This is a genomic window from Streptomyces sp. NPDC005775 (assembly GCF_042871565.1).
GTDB lineage: Bacteria > Actinomycetota > Actinomycetes > Streptomycetales > Streptomycetaceae > Streptomyces.
Genome location: NZ_JBIAIU010000001.1, coordinates 389,766 through 406,940, shown reverse-complemented (window position 1 = coordinate 406,940; position 17,175 = coordinate 389,766). Strand labels below are relative to the sequence as shown.

The 17,175-nt window shown below is 70.1% G+C and carries 14 protein-coding genes; 9 read left to right on the top strand and 5 right to left on the bottom strand.

All coding sequences use genetic code 11. The features are described from left to right. Positions 1-74: 74 nt before the first annotated feature. Entirely contained in the window at positions 75-842 is a 768-nt protein-coding gene (locus ACFYPA_RS01805) for a hypothetical protein (RefSeq protein WP_359084084.1), read from the bottom strand. Between the two features lie 82 nt (positions 843-924). On the opposite strand from ACFYPA_RS01805, the gene ACFYPA_RS01800 reads away from it, so the two are divergent. The 4 genes from ACFYPA_RS01800 to ACFYPA_RS01785 all read left to right on the top strand — a co-directional run bounded on the left by ACFYPA_RS01800 (position 925) and on the right by ACFYPA_RS01785 (position 5,756). After that, positions 925-1,308, top strand: coding sequence for a hypothetical protein (locus ACFYPA_RS01800; RefSeq protein ID WP_359311836.1), 384 nt, complete (start codon positions 925-927; stop codon positions 1,306-1,308). Between the two features lie 296 nt (positions 1,309-1,604). Continuing rightward, entirely contained in the window at positions 1,605-2,564 is a 960-nt protein-coding gene (locus ACFYPA_RS01795) for an SCO0930 family lipoprotein (RefSeq protein ID WP_389128786.1), read from the top strand. Positions 2,565-2,766: 202 nt separating this feature from the next. Further along, positions 2,767-3,585 (top strand): SAM-dependent methyltransferase, encoded by an 819-nt coding sequence (locus tag ACFYPA_RS01790; RefSeq protein WP_359312405.1) that lies wholly within the window; start codon positions 2,767-2,769, stop codon positions 3,583-3,585. Next, positions 3,582-5,756 carry an EAL domain-containing protein gene (locus ACFYPA_RS01785; RefSeq protein ID WP_359084081.1) on the top strand — a complete coding sequence of 725 codons (2,175 nt, stop codon included), beginning with the start codon at positions 3,582-3,584 and terminating at the stop codon, positions 5,754-5,756. The genes ACFYPA_RS01790 and ACFYPA_RS01785 overlap by 4 nt, the downstream gene beginning before the upstream one ends. Before the next feature lie 20 nt (positions 5,757-5,776). Here the strand turns inward: ACFYPA_RS01785 and ACFYPA_RS01780 are convergent, their stop codons facing one another. Beyond that, positions 5,777-6,694: a LysR substrate-binding domain-containing protein gene (locus ACFYPA_RS01780; protein ID WP_359084080.1), complete on the bottom strand. Its 918-nt coding sequence runs from the start codon at positions 6,692-6,694 to the stop codon at positions 5,777-5,779. A gap of 94 nt (positions 6,695-6,788) precedes the next feature. On the opposite strand from ACFYPA_RS01780, the gene ACFYPA_RS01775 reads away from it, so the two are divergent. The 3 genes from ACFYPA_RS01775 to ACFYPA_RS01765 are packed head-to-tail and all read left to right on the top strand — an operon-like array spanning position 6,789 to position 10,190. Further along, complete coding sequence (locus ACFYPA_RS01775; protein WP_359084079.1) at positions 6,789-7,496, top strand: succinate dehydrogenase; 708 nt, start codon at positions 6,789-6,791, stop codon at positions 7,494-7,496. Position 7,497: 1 nt separating this feature from the next. Then, the gene (locus tag ACFYPA_RS01770; RefSeq protein ID WP_389128781.1) at positions 7,498-9,447 is read left to right on the top strand and encodes a fumarate reductase/succinate dehydrogenase flavoprotein subunit; all 1,950 of its coding nucleotides are present in this window, start codon (positions 7,498-7,500) and stop codon (positions 9,445-9,447) included. Beyond that, positions 9,444-10,190 (top strand): succinate dehydrogenase/fumarate reductase iron-sulfur subunit, encoded by a 747-nt coding sequence (locus tag ACFYPA_RS01765; RefSeq protein WP_389128778.1) that lies wholly within the window; start codon positions 9,444-9,446, stop codon positions 10,188-10,190. Before ACFYPA_RS01770 ends, ACFYPA_RS01765 begins: the two co-directional genes overlap by 4 nt. 64 nt (positions 10,191-10,254) lie before the next feature. On the opposite strand, the gene ACFYPA_RS01760 is transcribed toward ACFYPA_RS01765, so the two are convergent. Both ACFYPA_RS01760 and ACFYPA_RS01755 read right to left on the bottom strand, forming a co-directional pair. Then, positions 10,255-12,021, bottom strand: a complete 1,767-nt coding sequence (locus ACFYPA_RS01760; protein WP_359084076.1) for a glycosyl hydrolase family 18 protein — start codon at positions 12,019-12,021, stop codon at positions 10,255-10,257. Positions 12,022-12,256: 235 nt separating this feature from the next. Further along, on the bottom strand, positions 12,257-14,680 hold the full coding sequence (locus ACFYPA_RS01755; RefSeq protein WP_389128774.1) for an ABC transporter: 2,424 nt from the start codon (positions 14,678-14,680) through the stop codon (positions 12,257-12,259). A gap of 139 nt (positions 14,681-14,819) precedes the next feature. On the opposite strand from ACFYPA_RS01755, the gene ACFYPA_RS01750 reads away from it, so the two are divergent. Further along, positions 14,820-15,311, top strand: coding sequence for a hypothetical protein (locus tag ACFYPA_RS01750; RefSeq protein WP_359084073.1), 492 nt, complete (start codon positions 14,820-14,822; stop codon positions 15,309-15,311). A gap of 15 nt (positions 15,312-15,326) precedes the next feature. Here ACFYPA_RS01750 and ACFYPA_RS01745 read toward each other — a convergent pair whose 3' ends face one another. After that, complete coding sequence (locus ACFYPA_RS01745; RefSeq protein ID WP_359084072.1) at positions 15,327-15,542, bottom strand: dodecin; 216 nt, start codon at positions 15,540-15,542, stop codon at positions 15,327-15,329. A gap of 202 nt (positions 15,543-15,744) precedes the next feature. On the opposite strand from ACFYPA_RS01745, the gene ACFYPA_RS01740 reads away from it, so the two are divergent. Next, positions 15,745-17,001, top strand: coding sequence for an extracellular solute-binding protein (locus tag ACFYPA_RS01740; protein ID WP_359084071.1), 1,257 nt, complete (start codon positions 15,745-15,747; stop codon positions 16,999-17,001). Positions 17,002-17,175 lie beyond the last annotated feature (174 nt).

Genomic DNA, 17,175 nt, shown 5'->3' with positions numbered 1-17,175 from the left:
TCGCCCGCGATCGGGGTGCGCCGCCCGGGGCACCGCTGTCCCCCGAGCGGCGCACCGCCCGGGGGACGCGTCGTCTACCCGCCCGTCGCGTCCGGGAAGAGATCCAGGAACGGCGCGGCGGTGGCCGAGATGCCCCGGCCGAAGGGGGAGTCGAAGTCCCAGATGAGAAACAGGAGGAAGGCGATCAGCACGCTGAAGAGACCGGCCAGCAGCAGTTCGCGGAACGTACGGCGGATCTGCAGGGTGAAGATCAGCCCCACCGTCACCAGCGCCCCCGTGATCAGCCCGAACCAGACGACGCCCGGCATCGTGGCGCCGGCGCTCTGCCCCCGTGCGTTGCGGGCGTCGTCCACGGCCGCGACCTGGTCGACCAGCGGCTGGTAGGCCTGCCCCTCGTGGTCCGTCTTGGGCCGGTAGTCCGTGACGTCGGCGCGCACCCGGTCCAGGAGCTCGGTGCCCCGGTCGCTGAGCGTGCCGTGCTTGCTCATGGTCCGCCACTCGTCGTGCACGACGTAGCTGACATAGGCGTCGACGTCCGCGCGGATCCGGGTCCGGACCTCGACGGGGTAGACGGAGGAGCGCGCGCTGACCTCGTGCAGCGCCTGCGCCTCCTGGCGTACGTACTCCTGGGCGGCGCCGCGGCCTTCCCAGACGCCCGCGATGGCGAGGCCGAGCACGATCGCGTAGACCACCCCGATCATCATCGTCATGTACTCGATGACGTCAGGGGTCTCGGACGGGTCGTCGTCCTCGGGCAGCCGCCGGTTGTTGAGTACGGCGATGGTCAGCACGACGGCGCTGGCCGCGGCCATGGCGAGGGTGAGAACAAGCCATTCCGACATGGGTGCCTCCGTAGGTCATCGGGAACGGGGCCGCAGTACGGCGACGGCGAACACTGCGGGGGCGGTGATCATCAAGGTGAGCGTGACCAGGGAGGTGTGGCGTTCCGGTGCCTTCCGGACGGGTCTGCGGTACGAGGGAAGCGCCACCGGCGCGGGAGGCGCCGGACGTGCGGACGGTGTGGGGGACGGAGACGGAGGAGGCGACGGAGCGGGCGGTGGTGGCGGTGGCGGCGGAGGCGGAGGCGGTGGCTCGGGCGCGGGTTCGGGTGCGGGCGGCGCGGCCGGTGGTGGCGGCGGTGGTGGCGGCGGTGGCGGTGGCGAAGGAGGTGGTGGCGGGGGCGGAGGCGGCGGCTTCGGCTTCGGGGTCGGTGAAGGCGCGGGCTCGGGCTCCGGCCCCGCGAAACAGCTGCCGTCGCCGCTGTCGGCCACTGCCACGCCCCCGTCACCGTCACCGATCGAGGCGTAGGCGCAGCTGTCGGCCAGCGCGGGGGCCGGGGCGGTCAGCAGCCAGGTGAGAGCGACGGCCGCGGTAAGTCGGCCGATGAGTGATCCGTACACGAGGGCAAGCATGTTCCGGGCCTTGGCCGGGTACGCCGGACGGGCGCAAGGTTCCCCTGATGGAGGGGACATGAGGCACTCGGGGTTTGAGGCTCCGGAAGAATCTGCGTACGCATTGAACAAAGAACGGCCCGGCGCCCGTATTGAGGGTCATGAACGGCGCGAACCCGCGTCGCAACTGGCAGAAGTACCACGGGAGTTGACATGAACACCTGGCGGAACGCCTCGCTCGCGGTGACCGCGGTGACCCTGTTGGCGCTGACGACGGCGTGCGGTCAGGACAAGGGCGAAGAGTCGCCCAACGGGCAGAACGTGGGCAACGCGAGTCCGGCCGGTCAGGCGGCCGACAGCTATGGGTCGGACAGCGGATACGGCTCCGGGGCGACGACGGAGACCGCCTCGGCGAAGCAGGCCGGTCAGCTGGCGGTGTGGGACAGCAAGAAGCTCGGCAAAGTCGTGACGGACAGCGAGGGATTCACCCTCTACCGATTCGACAAGGACACCGCGAACCCGCCCAAGTCGAATTGCGAGGGCGACTGCGCGAAAGTCTGGCCGCCGGTGCCGGCGGGCAATGTCACAGCCGCCGCCGGAAGCGATGCCGCTCTGGTCGGGAAGGTCACCCGTGCCGACGGTACGCAGCAACTCACCCTGGCGGGATGGCCGATGTACCGGTACGCCAAGGATGCGCAGCCGGGTGACGCCCAGGGGCAGGGAGTGGGAGGTACCTGGTTCGCCTCGGCGCCGGACGGGAAGAAGGCGGCGGTGAACGCGGACGGCCCTTCCGGTACGGAACCGGCCGACCTCGCGGGGCTCTCGGTGCGCAAGGATCCGAAACTCGGCGATATCGTCGTGGACAAGCGCGGCATGACGGTCTACCGGTTCAAGAAGGATGTCGCTTGGCCGATGAAGTCGGCCTGTACCAAGGCCTGTCTCTCGAAGTGGCCGGTTGTCGCACCGGTCGCGAAGAATGATGTGAAGGGCGTCACCACGAAGGGCTTTGTCACCTTCGACCGGCCCGACGGACTCAAGCAGCAGGCCATTGACTGCTGGCCCCTCTACACCTTCTCCGGGGACGTCAGGCGTGGTGACACCAACGGCCAGGGCGTCGGGGGCACATGGTACGCCGTGTCCCCCCACGCCAAGCTCGTCGGTGCGCCGAAGTAGGCGCCCACCGGCCTTCTCGCACCGTCCCGTCGCCGAATGTCACAGGCAGCGACGGGGCGGTTGCACATGCCACGGGTGTGTGACCAATAACGGACCGCTAATTTCCGTTTCCGCTCGCTCTCCTGGCGGTGGATCAGTAGCCTCTGGTCAACACTGACCATGAACATGGCCGGATCACCGTGGCGACTTGTTGGAGACATCGATGGAGCGTCCCGCCTGGGCACCGCAAGGCATTGACATTTCGGTGCCGAGCGTGTCCCGAATGTACGACTTCTATCTGGGCGGCTCGCACAATTTCGAGGTGGACCGGGAAGCGGCTCGCAAGGCCATGGAGTTCATGCCGGGACTTCCCAAGATCATGCAGGCGAACCGGGCCTTTATGCGCCGTGCCGTGCGCTTCGCACTGGACGAGGGCGTCACGCAGTTCCTTGACATCGGCTCCGGGATACCGACCTTCGGAAACGTTCACGAGGTCGCCCAGACGATCGACCCGCAGGCCAAAGTGGCCTATGTCGACCACGATCCGGTCGCTGTCGCACACAGCCAGGCCGTGCTCGAAGGCAACGACGGCGCGGTGATCGCCTCCGCCGACCTGCGCCGGCCCGATGAGATCCGCGACAACCCCGAGATCTCCAAGCTGCTCGACTTCGACCGTCCGGTGGCGCTGCTGCTCGTCGCCGTCCTCCACTTCATCGAGGACACCGACGACCCGCAGACCGCCGTCGCCGCGCTGCGCGACATCCTGGCCCCGGGAAGCCTCCTGGTCGTCACCCACGCCTCGTACGAAGGGGTTCCGGTGACCAGGGAGGAGGCCGGCGGCGCGGTGGGGGTGTACAAGAACATCCGCAACCCGCTGGTCATGCGCTCCCGCGAGGAGGTCGCCCGCTTCTTCGAGGGCTACGAAATGGTCGAGCCCGGACTGGTGCAGATGCCCGACTGGCGCCCCGAGAGCCCCGTCGCGCAGGAGAACGAGGACCCGTACGCCTTCGCGGGCTTCGCCGGAGTGGGACGCAAGGCGTGAGTATTCCCGCCCAGGCGTCCGGAGCCCCGGACGCGGAGCCCGACGGCCCCGAGGACCGGCTCCGGAGATTCGCCACGATCTGGAGCCGCGCCATCTTCCCGTCGACGGCCACCTCCATGACCCGGCCGGAGTTCGAGCAGCATCTGCTCCCGCTCGCTCGCGCGCTCAGCGACACGCTGCACGCCCGCCCGTTCGACGCGGCGCACGCGAGCGGGGTGGGCTCCGCCCTCGTCGCGGCGCACTGCACGGACCCGGACGCGCTCAGCTCCACGCTCGGTGTCGTGGACTCGTACCTGGTGCTCTACTGCGGAAGCAACGGACCGGCCACGCTCTCGACCGAGGACAGCCGCTCCCGCTGCGCGCGCATCCAGCACGCCGTGGCGGGAGGCTTCTCCCAGGCGCTGCGCGAGCGGACCCTCACCGAGCAGGAGGCGATCGCCCGCTCAGCGCTCTCCGCACGCTCGCACGCGGAACAGGCACTGCACGCGACGGAGGCGCGCTTCAGGGCCGTCTTCAAGGACGCGGCCATCGGCATCGGCATCGCCGACCTGGACGGCAACCTGCTGGAGATCAACGACACCCTCACCCGGATGTTCGGCGGTCTCGAGAACCACGTCCTGAGCCACCGCCTCAACGAGTGGGTCCACCCCGAGGACACCCCGCAGGTCTGGAAGTACTACAACGAGCTGGTCCGAGGCGAACGCGAGCACTACCGGGTCGAGAAGGCGTACTACCGCAACGACGGCACCGTCCTGTGGACCAATCTGACGGTGTCGCTGCTGCGCGACTCCGAAGGCCGGCCGGAGTACCAGCTGGCACTGATGGAGGACACCACCGAGCGGCGGCTGCTCAATCTGCGGCTGCGGTACGAGGCCACGCACGACGCGCTCACCGGCCTGCCGAACCGGACGCTCTTCTTCGAGCGTCTCGAGAAAGCGCTCTCAGCAGGCGACGGAGGCCGGTTCGGCCTCTGCTATCTGGACCTGGACGGTTTCAAGGCGATCAACGACAGCCTGGGCCACGCGTCGGGCGACCGGCTGCTGGTCGAGGTCGCGGACCGGCTGCAGAGCTGCGCGACCGCGCCCGGCGAGATGGTGGCGCGGCTCGGCGGCGACGAGTTCGTGGCGCTCACCACCGGACCGGACACCGCCGAGGAGGTCGACGAGCTGGCGTGCCGCATCCTCGGTGTGCTGGCCGCGCCGATCCGCCTCGACGGGCGTGAGCTGACCGTCCGCGGGTCCATCGGCATCGTCGAGGGGCCGGCCGGCGAACGCAGCGCCGCTGAGGTGCTGCGCAGCGCCGACATCACGATGTACCGGGCCAAGTCCGCGGGCGGCAACCGCTTCGAGTTCGCCGACGCGGAGGCGGACGCCCGTGCGATCACCCGGCACGGCCTGACCACGGCGCTGCCGGCGGCGCTGGAGCGCGGCGAGTTCTTCATCGAGTACCAGCCGCTGGTGCACCTGGACGACGGCTCGGTGCACGGCGCGGAGGCGCTCGTACGCTGGTGCCACCCGCAGCACGGGGTGCTGGGACCGGACCGGTTCATCGCGCTCGCCGAACACACCGGGCTGATCGTGCCGCTCGGCCGCTGGGTGCTCGAGGAGTCGGTACGCCAGGCCAACTTCTGGCAGGAGCGCCACACCGACGGCGGTCCGCTGCGGATCAACGTCAACCTCTCACCGGCCCAGCTGCACCACCCGCGGCTGGTCGCGGAGACCGTCGAGGTCCTGGAGCGCTCGGGGCTCGAAGCGGGCGCGCTGTGCCTGGAGGTCACCGAGTCGGCGCTCATCGGGGCGGACGAGGACCTGCTGAAGCCGTTGCGGCAGCTGGCCGAGATGGGCGTCGACATCGCGCTCGACGACTTCGGCACGGGGTACTCCAATCTGGCGAACCTGCGGCGGCTGCCGGTGAGCGTCCTGAAGCTGGACCGGTCCTTCACCCAGGGGATGCAGCACCATCCGGCCGACCCGGTGGACCTGAAGATCGTCGAGGGGATCGTGTCGCTCGCGCACAGCCTGGACCTGGCCGTGACGGTGGAGGGCGTGGAGACGGGGGCCCAGGCCGAGCAGCTGCGACAGCTGGGCTGCGACACCGCGCAGGGCTGGTACTACGCGCGCCCCGGTGCGCCGGACCGGATCCACTCCCTGCTGCTGGCCGACGCGGTGTGAGCCGCGCGGACGCTGTCCGCTCAAGCCCGTCCCGCGCTCGGGGGCACAGCGTCCGCACGGCTGGCCAGGAGCACCCGCTGCAGCTCGCGCGCCGCCCGCGGCGGGGCCACGTCGCTGCGGTGCGCCAGGGCGATCGTGCGGCGCAGTCCCGGCCGCGCCAGGGGTGTCGTCCGCAGGCCCTGGCCGGCCCGGGTCGCGACCATGCTCGGTACGAGCGCGCTGCCCAGGCCGGCCCGCACGAAGCCGAGTACGGCGTCCATCTCGCCGCCCTCCACCGTGAACGTCGGCTCGAAGCCCTCGGCGCGGCAGGCGGCGACCGTGAGCTCCCGCAGGTCGTAGCCGTGGCGGAACATGACCAGGGGCTCACCCTGAAGATCCGCGATCCGGACCGTGCCGCCGCGTCCGGGCCGCGGGCCGCCCGCCGCGGAGACCACGACCAGATCCTCCTGGAGCAGCTCGACCGTGGTCAGGGCCGGTGAGGCAGCGGGCAACGGCAGCACCACCAGGGCCAGGTCGAGTGCGCCGCGCGCCAGTTCCCGTACGAGGTCGTGCGAACCGCCCTCCTCCAGCAGCAGCTGGATCCCCGGGTGCAGGTCGTGGAACGCGCGCAGCACGTCGGGCAGGAGCCCCGTGCAGACGCTGGGGGTCGCCCCCAGCCTGACCCGGCCGCGGCGCAGCTGGGCCAGCTCCTGGACCTCGTGCCGCGCGGTGTCGGCGTCGGCCAGGATGCGCCGGGCGAGCGGCAGCAGGGCCTCGCCCGCGTCCGTCAGCGTGATGTTGCCCCGGGCCCGGCTGAACAGCTCGGCGCCCAGCTCGTTCTCCAGGGCTCTGATCTGCTGGGAGAGCGAGGGCTGCGAGACGTGCACCTCCTCCGCGGCGCGGGTGAAGTGCCTGGCCTCGGCGACCGCGACGAAATAGGTGAGCTGTTGGAACTGCATACCTTCAGCCTACCGCTGTCGATAGCGACTGCCTATGGATATGAGCCATTCCATGTCTTGGACTGATCGGGCCCTCGGCCCTAGCGTCGTGTCCATGGCATTGGCAACACGGACGGACCGACGGCCGTCCATGACGCGCACGCTCTGGGACTCCTCCGTCGGCAAGAAGACGATCATGGCCGTGAGCGGTCTGATCATGCTCCTCTACTTGGTCGTCCACATGGTCGGCAACCTGAAGATCTTCTTCGGTTCCGACGAGTTCAACGGCTACGCGCACTGGCTGCGGGTGATGGGCGAGCCCTTCCTGCACCACGAGTGGGCGCTGTGGATCGTCCGTGTCGTGCTCGTCGCGGCCGTGGTGCTGCACGCGGTCTCCGCGTACCAGCTCAGCCGGCGCGACCTCAGGGCGCGCCCCGCCAAGTACGTACACAGGAAGCCGCGCGCGAGCTATGCCACCAACACCATGCGCTACGGCGGCATCATCATGGCGCTGTTCATCGTCTGGCACATCCTGGACCTGACGACCGGCACCGTGCACACGGGCGGCTTCCAGTCCGGGCACCCGTACCAGAACGTCATCGACACCTTCTCCACCTGGTACGGCAACGTCATCTACATCGTCGCCATGCTCGCCATGGGGCTGCACGTCCAGCACGGGTTCTGGAGCGCGGCACAGACCCTCGGCGCGGGCCGCGCGACCCGCGACCGCGTCCTGAAGACCATCGCCAACGTCCTCGCGCTGGTGCTGACGGTGGGCTTCGTCTCCGTACCCGTCGCCGTCATGACCGGAGTGGTGAGCTGACATGAACGACTACACGGACTACGTGACCGGCACACCGGTCACCGACACCAAGGCTCCCGACGGCCCCGTCGCCGAGCGCTGGGACACCCGGCGCTTCGAGGCCAAGCTGGTCAACCCGGCCAACCGCCGCAAGCACACCGTCATCGTCGTCGGCACGGGCCTGGCCGGCGGTTCGGCCGGCGCGACGCTGGCCGAACAGGGCTACCACGTCGTCCAGTTCTGCTTCCAGGACTCGCCCCGCCGCGCCCACTCCGTCGCGGCCCAGGGCGGCATCAACGCGGCGAAGAACTACCGCAACGACGGCGACTCCGTCCACCGGCTCTTCTACGACACCGTCAAGGGCGGCGACTTCCGCGCCCGCGAGTCCAACGTCCACCGCCTCGCCCAGATCTCCGTCGAGATCATCGACCAGTGCGTGGCGCAGGGCGTCCCCTTCGCCCGCGAGTACGGCGGCCTCCTCGACAACCGGTCCTTCGGCGGCGTCCAGGTCTCGCGCACCTTCTACGCCCGCGGCCAGACGGGGCAGCAACTGCTCCTCGGCGCCTACCAGGCACTGTCCCGCCAGATCGCCGCCGGCAACGTCGAACTGCACCCCCGTACCGAGATGCTCGACCTGATCGTCGTCGACGGAAAGGCGCGCGGCATCGTCGCCCGTGACCTGGTCACCGGGAAGATCGGCACCTACTTCGCGGACGCGGTCGTCCTGGCCAGCGGCGGCTACGGCAACGTCTTCTACCTGTCGACCAACGCGATGAACTCCAACGCCACCGCCATCTGGCGCGCCCACCGGCGCGGCGCGTACTTCGCCAACCCCTGCTTCACCCAGATCCACCCCACCTGCATCCCGCGCACCGGCGACCACCAGTCCAAGCTGACGCTGATGAGCGAGTCGCTCCGCAACGACGGCCGCATCTGGGTGCCGAAGGCCAAGGGCGACGACCGCCCGGCGAACGAGATCCCCGAGGACGAACGCGACTACTACCTGGAGCGCGTCTACCCGGCCTACGGGAACCTCGTGCCGCGTGACATCGCCTCCCGCGCCGCGAAGAACGTCTGCGACGAGGGCCGCGGCGTCGGGCCCGGTGGCCAGGGCGTCTACCTGGACTTCGCCGAGGCCATCGAGCGGATGGGCCGTGCCGAGGTCGAGGAGAAGTACGGCAACCTCTTCGACATGTACGCGCGGATCACCGCGGAGAACCCGTACGAGACCCCGATGCGGATCTACCCGGCCGTGCACTACACGATGGGCGGGCTCTGGGTCGACTACGACCTCCAGACCACGATCCCGGGGCTGTTCGCGATCGGCGAGGCCAACTTCTCCGACCACGGCGCCAACCGGCTCGGCGCCTCCGCGCTGATGCAGGGCCTGGCCGACGGCTACTTCGTCCTGCCGGCGACCATCAACGACTACCTGGCCCGCAACCCGCACCACGACGAGGTCGACGCCGCCCACCCGGCAGTGGAGGAGGCCGTCGCCGAGACCGAGGACCGGCTCAATCTGCTGCTGGCCGTCGACGGTGACCGGACCCCCGACTCCTTCCACCGGGAGATCGGTGAACTCATGTGGGAGTACTGCGGAATGGCCCGCACCGAACAGGGGCTGCGCAAGGCGATCGACCGGATCCCGCAGATCCGGGAGGAGTTCTGGCGCCGCATCAAGGTCCCCGGCACCGGCGAGGAGTTCAACCAGTCGCTGGAGAAGGCCAACCGGATCGTCGACTACCTGGAGCTCGCCGAGCTCATGTGCCTCGACGCCCTGCACCGCGCGGAGTCCTGCGGTGGCCACTTCCGCGAGGAGTCGCAGACCCCGGACGGTGAGGCCGCCCGGCGCGACGAGGAGTTCTCCTACGGTGCGGCCTGGCAGTTCACGGCCACCGGCCGAGCCCCCGTCCTGCACAAGGAAGACCTCGTCTTCGAGTACGTCCACCCCACTCAGCGGAGCTACGCATGAAGCTCACCCTGCGCGTCTGGCGCCAGAAGAACGCCGACGCCCCCGGCGCCATGTCCACCTACGAGGTGGGCGGAATCTCGCAGGACATGTCGTTCCTGGAGATGCTCGACACCCTCAACGAGGAGCTCATCCTCGCCGGCGACGACCCCGTCGCCTTCGACCACGACTGCCGCGAGGGCATCTGCGGCGCGTGCAGCCTCGTCATCAACGGCGACGCCCACGGCCCGGAGCGCACCACCACCTGCCAGCTCCACATGCGGTCCTTCCGGGACGGCGACACGATCGACATCGAGCCGTGGCGGGCCTCGGCCTTCCCGGTAGTCAAGGACCTGGTCGTGGACCGTTCGGCGTTCGACCGGATCATCCAGGCCGGCGGTTACATCTCCGCTCCGACCGGCACGGCGCCCGCCGCGCATGCCACGCCCGTGCCCAAGCCGGATGCCGACTTCGCCTTCGAGCACGCCGAGTGCATCGGCTGCGGCGCCTGTGTCGCGGCCTGCCCCAACGGTTCGGCGATGCTGTTCACGTCGGCGAAGGTCAACCACCTGAACGTCCTGCCGCAGGGCGCGCCGGAGCGTGAGACGCGGGTCCTGGACATGGTGGGGCAGATGGACAGCGAGGGCTTCGGCGGCTGCACGCTCACCGGTGAGTGCGCCACGGCCTGTCCGAAGGGCATCCCGCTGCCGTCGATCTCCGCGATGAACAAGGAGTGGCTGCGGGCGACCCGCAAGGTCCACCGCTGAAGCACGAGAACCCCGTCCCGGAGGCCGCCCGCCTCCGGGACCGGGGATCCTGTCGTACCGTCGGTCAGGAGGTCACGGAGAGGTCGTCCCCGTAGACCGTGCCCTGCCCGTACCAGCCGTGCAGATAGACGGTCACCGTGCCGTTCGCCCCGGTGGTGAAGGCCACCGACTGCTTGGCGTACCCGCTCGACAGGCCCCAGGTGCTCGCCGAGGCGCCGCCCCGGACGCCGAGGTAGGCGTAGTTCCCCTGCACCCACCCCTGGAGGGTGTACTTGGTGTTGGGGGACAGGGTGAGCGTCTGGGTGCACTCGCCGGTCTGCGAGGAGGTCGCCGCCGCGGCCAGCGCGTGCGTACCGCCGTGCACCGGGGAGGAGACGACCGCGCCACCGGACTCACAGGTCCAGGGCCCGAGCGAACCGGTCTCGAAGCCGCCGTTGACCAGGGATCCGGTGCCGCCGCCCGGACCGGAGACGGTCAGGGTGTACGGGGCCGTGTGGCTCACCGTGCCCGAAGTGCCGGTCACGTTGATCGTGTACGTGCCGGGCGCGGCCGACGCCGAGGCGCTGACCGTCAGGGTCGAGGTGGCCCCCGCGGTGACCGACGTCGGGCTGAGGGACGCCGTGACTCCGGCCGGCGCCCCGCTCGTCGTCAGCGCGACGGTCCTGGCGCTGCCCGAGGTGACCGCCGTCTTCACGGTGGCCGTGGCCGATCCGCCCGGTGCGACCGTCGCCGAGCCGGGCGTGAGCGCCACCGAGTAGTCGTCCGTCACCGGGCCGCTGCCACCGCTGGTGAACGGGGCGAACGTGTGGCTGAAGTACCAGGTGTCCTGAGCGATGCCGGAACAGGAGTCGCTGCCGCCGGTGCCCGGGCAGCCGCCGTTGTCGCGCTGGAGCGCCCAGAACGACAGGGTGCTGACGCCTTTGGTGACGGCCCAGTCGTAGACCTGGGTGGCATCGGCCGTGGTGAACGTCTCGGCCGGGCCGTAGTCGTCGATGCCCGGCATCTCGATGATGCCGGTCATGCCCCAGAGCTGGGCGTCGGTCTTCGACGGGTAGAGACCGGCCAGCTGGCCCTTGAGGCCGGTGATCGCCGTCCGGGTGTCCTGCGCCATGTTGTGCGCGGCGCCGTCGTAGTAGTCGAACGTCATGAGGTTCACGACGTCGACCTTCGCCCCGTTGGACACCGCGTTCTCCAGCACCGCGAGACCGCTGTCGGCCAGCCCGCCCGTGGTGGTCGGCAGGGTGTACGAGATCTGCACCGAGCGCCCGTTGGCGGCAGCCCAGTCCTGGACCTTCTTGATCGCCTTGTTGCGGCGGTCGATCCCGGCACTGTTCTCCAGCGAGTTGTCCTCGATGTCCATGTCGAGGCGGGACACGTCGTAGGTCGTGATGACCTTCTCGTACGCCGCCGCGATGGAGTCGACGCTCGTACAGCTGTCGGCGATCTCGGTACCGCCGTTGTCCGCCGAGTAGCCGCCGAACGACGGGATCACATCGCCGCCTCGCGAGCGGATGGTGGTGAAGTCGGCGCCGAACTCGGACTGGGCGATGGGGGTGCCCGCATCCCCGTTCCAGTAGGGGGTGCAGGAACCTCGGGCCTCCGTCTGGATGAAGGCCATGGTCAGGTACTTGGCGCCGGACGCCTGGGAGAGCGCGGCCGGGCTGTCGCCGTTCCACGCCTCGAAGTACGGGGCGAAGACGTGCGCGGGCAGGGGAGTGGCGGCGGTCGCGGCGGCGTGCGCGCCGGCGCCTGATCCGAGGACCAGGCCTGCGGACGCGACGACGGTGGCCAAGGCGCCGAGGACGGCGCCGGCTGTTCTTGGACGTCTCATGGGGCAGCTCCCAGCGGGGTGGGACAACGGGGGATCGCACGGCTCGGCCGCGCCCGGTGAGGGGCGCGGCCCGTTCCTGTGATTCCCGGCCGGGGTCACATGCCGCACGGCAAGGAACGACCGTGAGGCATGCCCATGATTGGTCTGGACCAGCTAACTGTCAACGTTCTTTACTGTTTCATTCCTCTTTGCTTGCCGGAGGTGGCAACTCGTATGTCCTCAGAGGGAGTTGTGGTCAGTCGAGATGAAGCGCCGCCCGCAGGTACGGGGCCGTCCGGCTTCCCCGCACGCGGGCCACCTCCGGGGGCGGCCCTGCCGCCACGATCCTGCCGCCCCGGTCGCCGCCGCCCGGACCGAGATCGATCACCCAGTCGGCGCCCGCGACCACCGCCATGTCGTGCTCCACGACCACCACCGTGCTGCCCTGGTCGACCAGCCCGTGCAACTGCCGCATCAGCACCTCGACATCGGCCGGATGCAGCCCCGTCGTCGGCTCGTCGAGCAGATACAGGGTGTGACCCCGGCGGGCGCGCTGCAGTTCCGCCGCCAGCTTGATGCGCTGCGCCTCACCACCGGACAGCTCCGTCGCCGGCTGCCCGAGCCGCAGATAGCCGAGCCCGACATCGAGCAGCGTCCGCAGGCTCCGCCCGGCTGCGGGCGTGTCCGCGAAGAACCCGGCCGCCGACTCCACCGTCAGGTCCAGCACCTGAGCGATGTTCAGCCCGCGCAGGGTGACATCGAGCGTCTCCGGGTTGTACCGCGCGCCGTGGCAGTCCGGGCAGGGCGCGTAGGTGCTGGGCAGGAAGAGCAGCTCCACCGAGACGAACCCCTCGCCCTGGCAGGTCTCGCACCGCCCGCCCGTCACGTTGAAGGAGAACCGGCCGGCCCGGTACCCCCGCGCACGCGCCATGTCCGTCGCGGCGAACAGCTTGCGCACGACGTCGAAGAGGCCGGTGTACGTGGCCAGGTTGGAACGGGGCGTACGGCCGATGGGCCGCTGGTCGACCTGGACCAGCCGGTCCACCGCCGCCAGCCCCTCCGCCGAGGCGCAGCCGGGAGCCGGTCGTTCCACAACCTCCTCCGGGGCGTCCACGGCCCGCCGGTCGGCCAGTACACCCGCCAGCACCTGACCCACCAGCGTCGACTTGCCCGAGCCCGAGACCCCGGTGACGGCCGTGAACACCCCGAGCGGGAAGGCCGCGTCCACGCCGCGCACGTTGTGCCGGTCCACCCCGCGCAGCCGCAGCCACCCCGAGGGCGTGCGCACCTCGCGCACGGGGGCGGGTGCGTCGTCGAAGAGGAAGCGCCGCGTCGCCGACTCCGTCACCTCGGCGAGCCCGGCCGGTGGCCCGCTGTGCAGGACCCGGCCGCCGTGCTCACCGGCCAGCGGCCCCACGTCGACCAGCCAGTCCGCCTGCCGCACCACGTCCATCTGGTGCTCCACGACGAAGACCGTGTTCCCGGCCTCCTTGAGCCGGCCGAGCACCGCGAGCAGCGACTCCGTGTCCGCCGGGTGGAGCCCGGCCGACGGCTCGTCCAGGACGTAGACGACGCCGAAGAGCCCCGACCGCAGCTGGGTGGCCAGCCGCAGCCGCTGGAGCTCGCCGGAGGAGAGCGTAGGAGCCGTACGGTCGAGGCTGAGATAGCCGAGCCCCAGCTCGGTGACCGTCCCGATCCGGGCCAGCAGATCTCCCGTCAGCACCCGGGCGGTGTCGTCCCCGTCGGCCGCCGTCAGCACCTCGGCGAGATCCGTGAGCGCGAGGCCCGCCAGCTCCGCGACGTTACGGCCCGCGAAGGTCACCGCCATGGCCTCCGGCCGCAGCCGGCTGCCACCGCAGACCGGGCAGGGCGCGCTCGTCAGGAAGCGTTCGGCCTTCGCGCGCAGCGTACGGCTGCGGGAGTCGGCGAACGTGTGCATCACATAGCGCCGCGCGCTCATGTACGTGCCCTGGTACGGGCGTTGGATCCGGCTCGCGTCGCGCACCGGGTGGACGGTGACCACCGGCTGCTCGTCGGTGAACAGGATCCACTCCCGGTCGGCCGGATCGAGCTCGCGCCACGGCCGGTCGATGTCGTAACCGAGGGCGTCCAGCACATCGCGCAGGTTCTTGCCCTGCCACGCTCCCGGCCAGGCCGCGATCGCCCCGGCCCTGATGGACAGCCCGGGGTCGGGGACGAGGAGTTCCTCGGTGGTGCGGTGGATCCGGCCGAGACCGTGGCACTGCGGGCAGGCTCCGACGGCGGTGTTCGGCGAGAAGGAGTCCGAGTCCAGCCGCTCCGCCCCCGGCGGGTACTGCCCGGCTCGCGAGAACAGCATCCGCAGGGAGTTGGACAGCGTGGTCACCGTACCGACGGACGAGCGGGCGCCGGGCGCCGAGCGGCGCTGCTCCAGCGAGACGGCGGGCGGCAGCCCGGTGATCTCCCCGACCTTCGGTGCGCCCACCTGGTGGATGAGCCGCCGGGCGTAGGGCGCGACGGACTCGAAGTAGCGGCGCTGGGCCTCCGCGTAGATCGTCCCGAAGGCCAGTGACGACTTCCCGGAGCCGGAGACGCCCGTGAAGACGGTGAGGGTGTCGCGCGGGATGTCGACCCGGACGTCCCGCAGGTTGTTCTCGCGTGCGCCGCGGACCCTGACGTACGCATCGTGGGGGGTGGGCATGAGGGCGGGGCTCCGTAGGGCTCGGGGCGGGCTGACCGGGACAAACGGTTCGATTCTAGGTGCCGGCGCCCGGGCGCGGAGAGGTGCGGCCGGACGTGCCGGGTCGTCGATCGCCGCCATGCCTTGGTTTGCTGAGCACATGAGAGACGACGACGCGCGGCCGCTGGCCGTTTTCGATCTGGACGGCACACTCGCCGACACCGCCCACCGCCAGCACTACCTGGAGGGCCCCCGGCGCGACTGGGCGGGCTTCTTCTCGGCCGCTCCCGCCGACCCGCCGCTGCCCGAAGGCGTACGCCTCGCCCTGAGCAGTGCCGAGGAGTGCGAGGTCGTCTACCTCACCGGCCGGCCGGAGCGCTGCCGCAAGGACACCGTGGCCTGGCTGACCCGGCAGGGGCTGCCCGGGGGGCGGCTCCACATGCGGCGCGACGACGACCGCCGGCCGGCCCGCAGAACCAAGCTGGAGATCCTGCGACAGCTGGCCCGGGGCCGTGCGGTGCGCATGCTGGTGGATGACGACGAGCTGGTCTGCGACGCCGCCGAACTGGCCGGATTCACCGTCGTGCGCGCCCGCTGGACGCCCGCCTCGGCCGCCCTGAAGGACGCCCAGGAACGCGAGGGCCGCACCTGACCGGGGGCGGAGCGGTCACTCCGGGTCGTCGAGGCGGAAGCCGACTTTCAGGCCGACCTGGTAGTGCTCGATCCGGCCATCCTTGATCTGTCCGCGCACCTGTGTGATCTCGAACCAGTCGAGATTGTGCAACGTTTCCGAAGCTCTCGCGACGCCGTTGCGGATCGCCGCATCGATGCCGTCATGGGAGGTTCCTACGATCTCTGTGACGCGATACGTGTGATTGGACATGGTTTGTCTCCTCTCGCTTTTACCAAGGTGCCCCACCTGGGCGAGGTTCGCGAGAGGTCGCGGGGAGCCGGTCTGTCCGGAACCGCCCTTGACCAAAGGATTGGTCCATACCAAAATCCAGCCACGCCCGTGCGAGCGCAGCCCGCAGTCCCCCACACCGGGTCCGCAAGTCTGTCCTGCCGTTTCGCAGAAGGTGACCCCCGTGAAGAACCGCGTGCTCGTCGGAGCCATTGCCCTGCTTTCCACCGTCGCGCTGGGCGGGTGCGGAATGCTGCCCGGCGCGGGCGGTTCGGGCGACAAGAAGGTCACGATCTGGCTGATGAAGGACAGTGTCACCGCCGACTTCCTGGACCGCTTCAAGAAGTCGTACGAGGACGAGCACTCCTCGGTCGAACTGGAGTTCAAGATTCAGAACTGGAGCGGAATCGGGCCGAAGGTGCTCGAAGCGCTGGGCGGCAAGGACACGCCGGACGTCATCGAGGTCGGGAACACCCAGGTCGCCCAGTACGCGGAGAGCGGCAATCTGCGTGACCTCACCCTGGAGTCCATGCGTGACCTGGGAAGCGAGGACTGGCTGCCCGGCCTCGCCGAGCCGGGCAGCATCGGCGGCGTGCAGTACGGAATCCCCTGGTACGCCGCCAACCGCGTCGTGATCTACAACAGGGACCTGTTCGAGCAGGCGGGAATCAAGAGCCCGCCGAAGACGCGCAAGCAGTGGATAGAGGACAGCGAGAAGCTGAACCAGGGCGGCAATCAGGGCATGTACCTGCCGGGCCAGAACTGGTACGTACTCGCCGGATTCATCTGGGACGAGGGCGGTGAACTCGCCGGCGACAAGGACGGCGACTGGCAGGGAGCGCTCGGCAGCTCCGCCGCGCTCAAGGGCATGGACTTCTACGCGGAGCTCCAGGCGCTCGGCGACGGGCCCAAGGACGCGGACGAGGAAAAGCCCCCGCAGAGCGACGTGTTCGCCAAGGGAAATGTCGCGCAGATCATCTCGACCCCCAGCAGCGCGACCCTGATCGAGAAGGCGAATCCCGAACTCCAGGGAAAGCTGGGCTATTTCCCGATCCCGGGCAAAACCGCGCAGGCTCCCGGTTCCGTGTTCACCGGCGGCTCCGACCTGATCATCCCGCAGAAGGCGGACGAGCGCAGCGCGGGATTCGAGGTCATCAAGGCACTGGCCGGGGCGAAGTGGCAGGAGGAGCTCGCCAAGGTCATGAGCTACGTGCCCAACAAGCCCTCCCTGGCCCATGTCATCGAGGGGGAGGAAAGCACCGCGGCGATGGCCGCAGGTGCCGCGCGCGGCCACGCCACCCCCAACTCGCCGCAGTGGGCGGCCGTCGAGGCGGCCAACCCGATCAAGCCGTACATGACGGCGGTCCTCCAGGGCGGGGACCCGGCGACCGAGGCGAAGACCGCTTCCGAGAAGATCACCGCACTCCTCGCGGGCAGCTGACCGGCGACCGTCGCCCGGGCCCGCGCCGCACAACCGCCGCGCACCGAGGGCCCGCAGCGCACCGCGGGATTCAGCCGCCGCACATCCGCGCTCCCCATGGCGGACACGTCGAATCCAGCCAGTCACGGAAGAAGTAGGGAGCCGGGCCTCCGCACCAGTGCGCAGGCCCGGCAG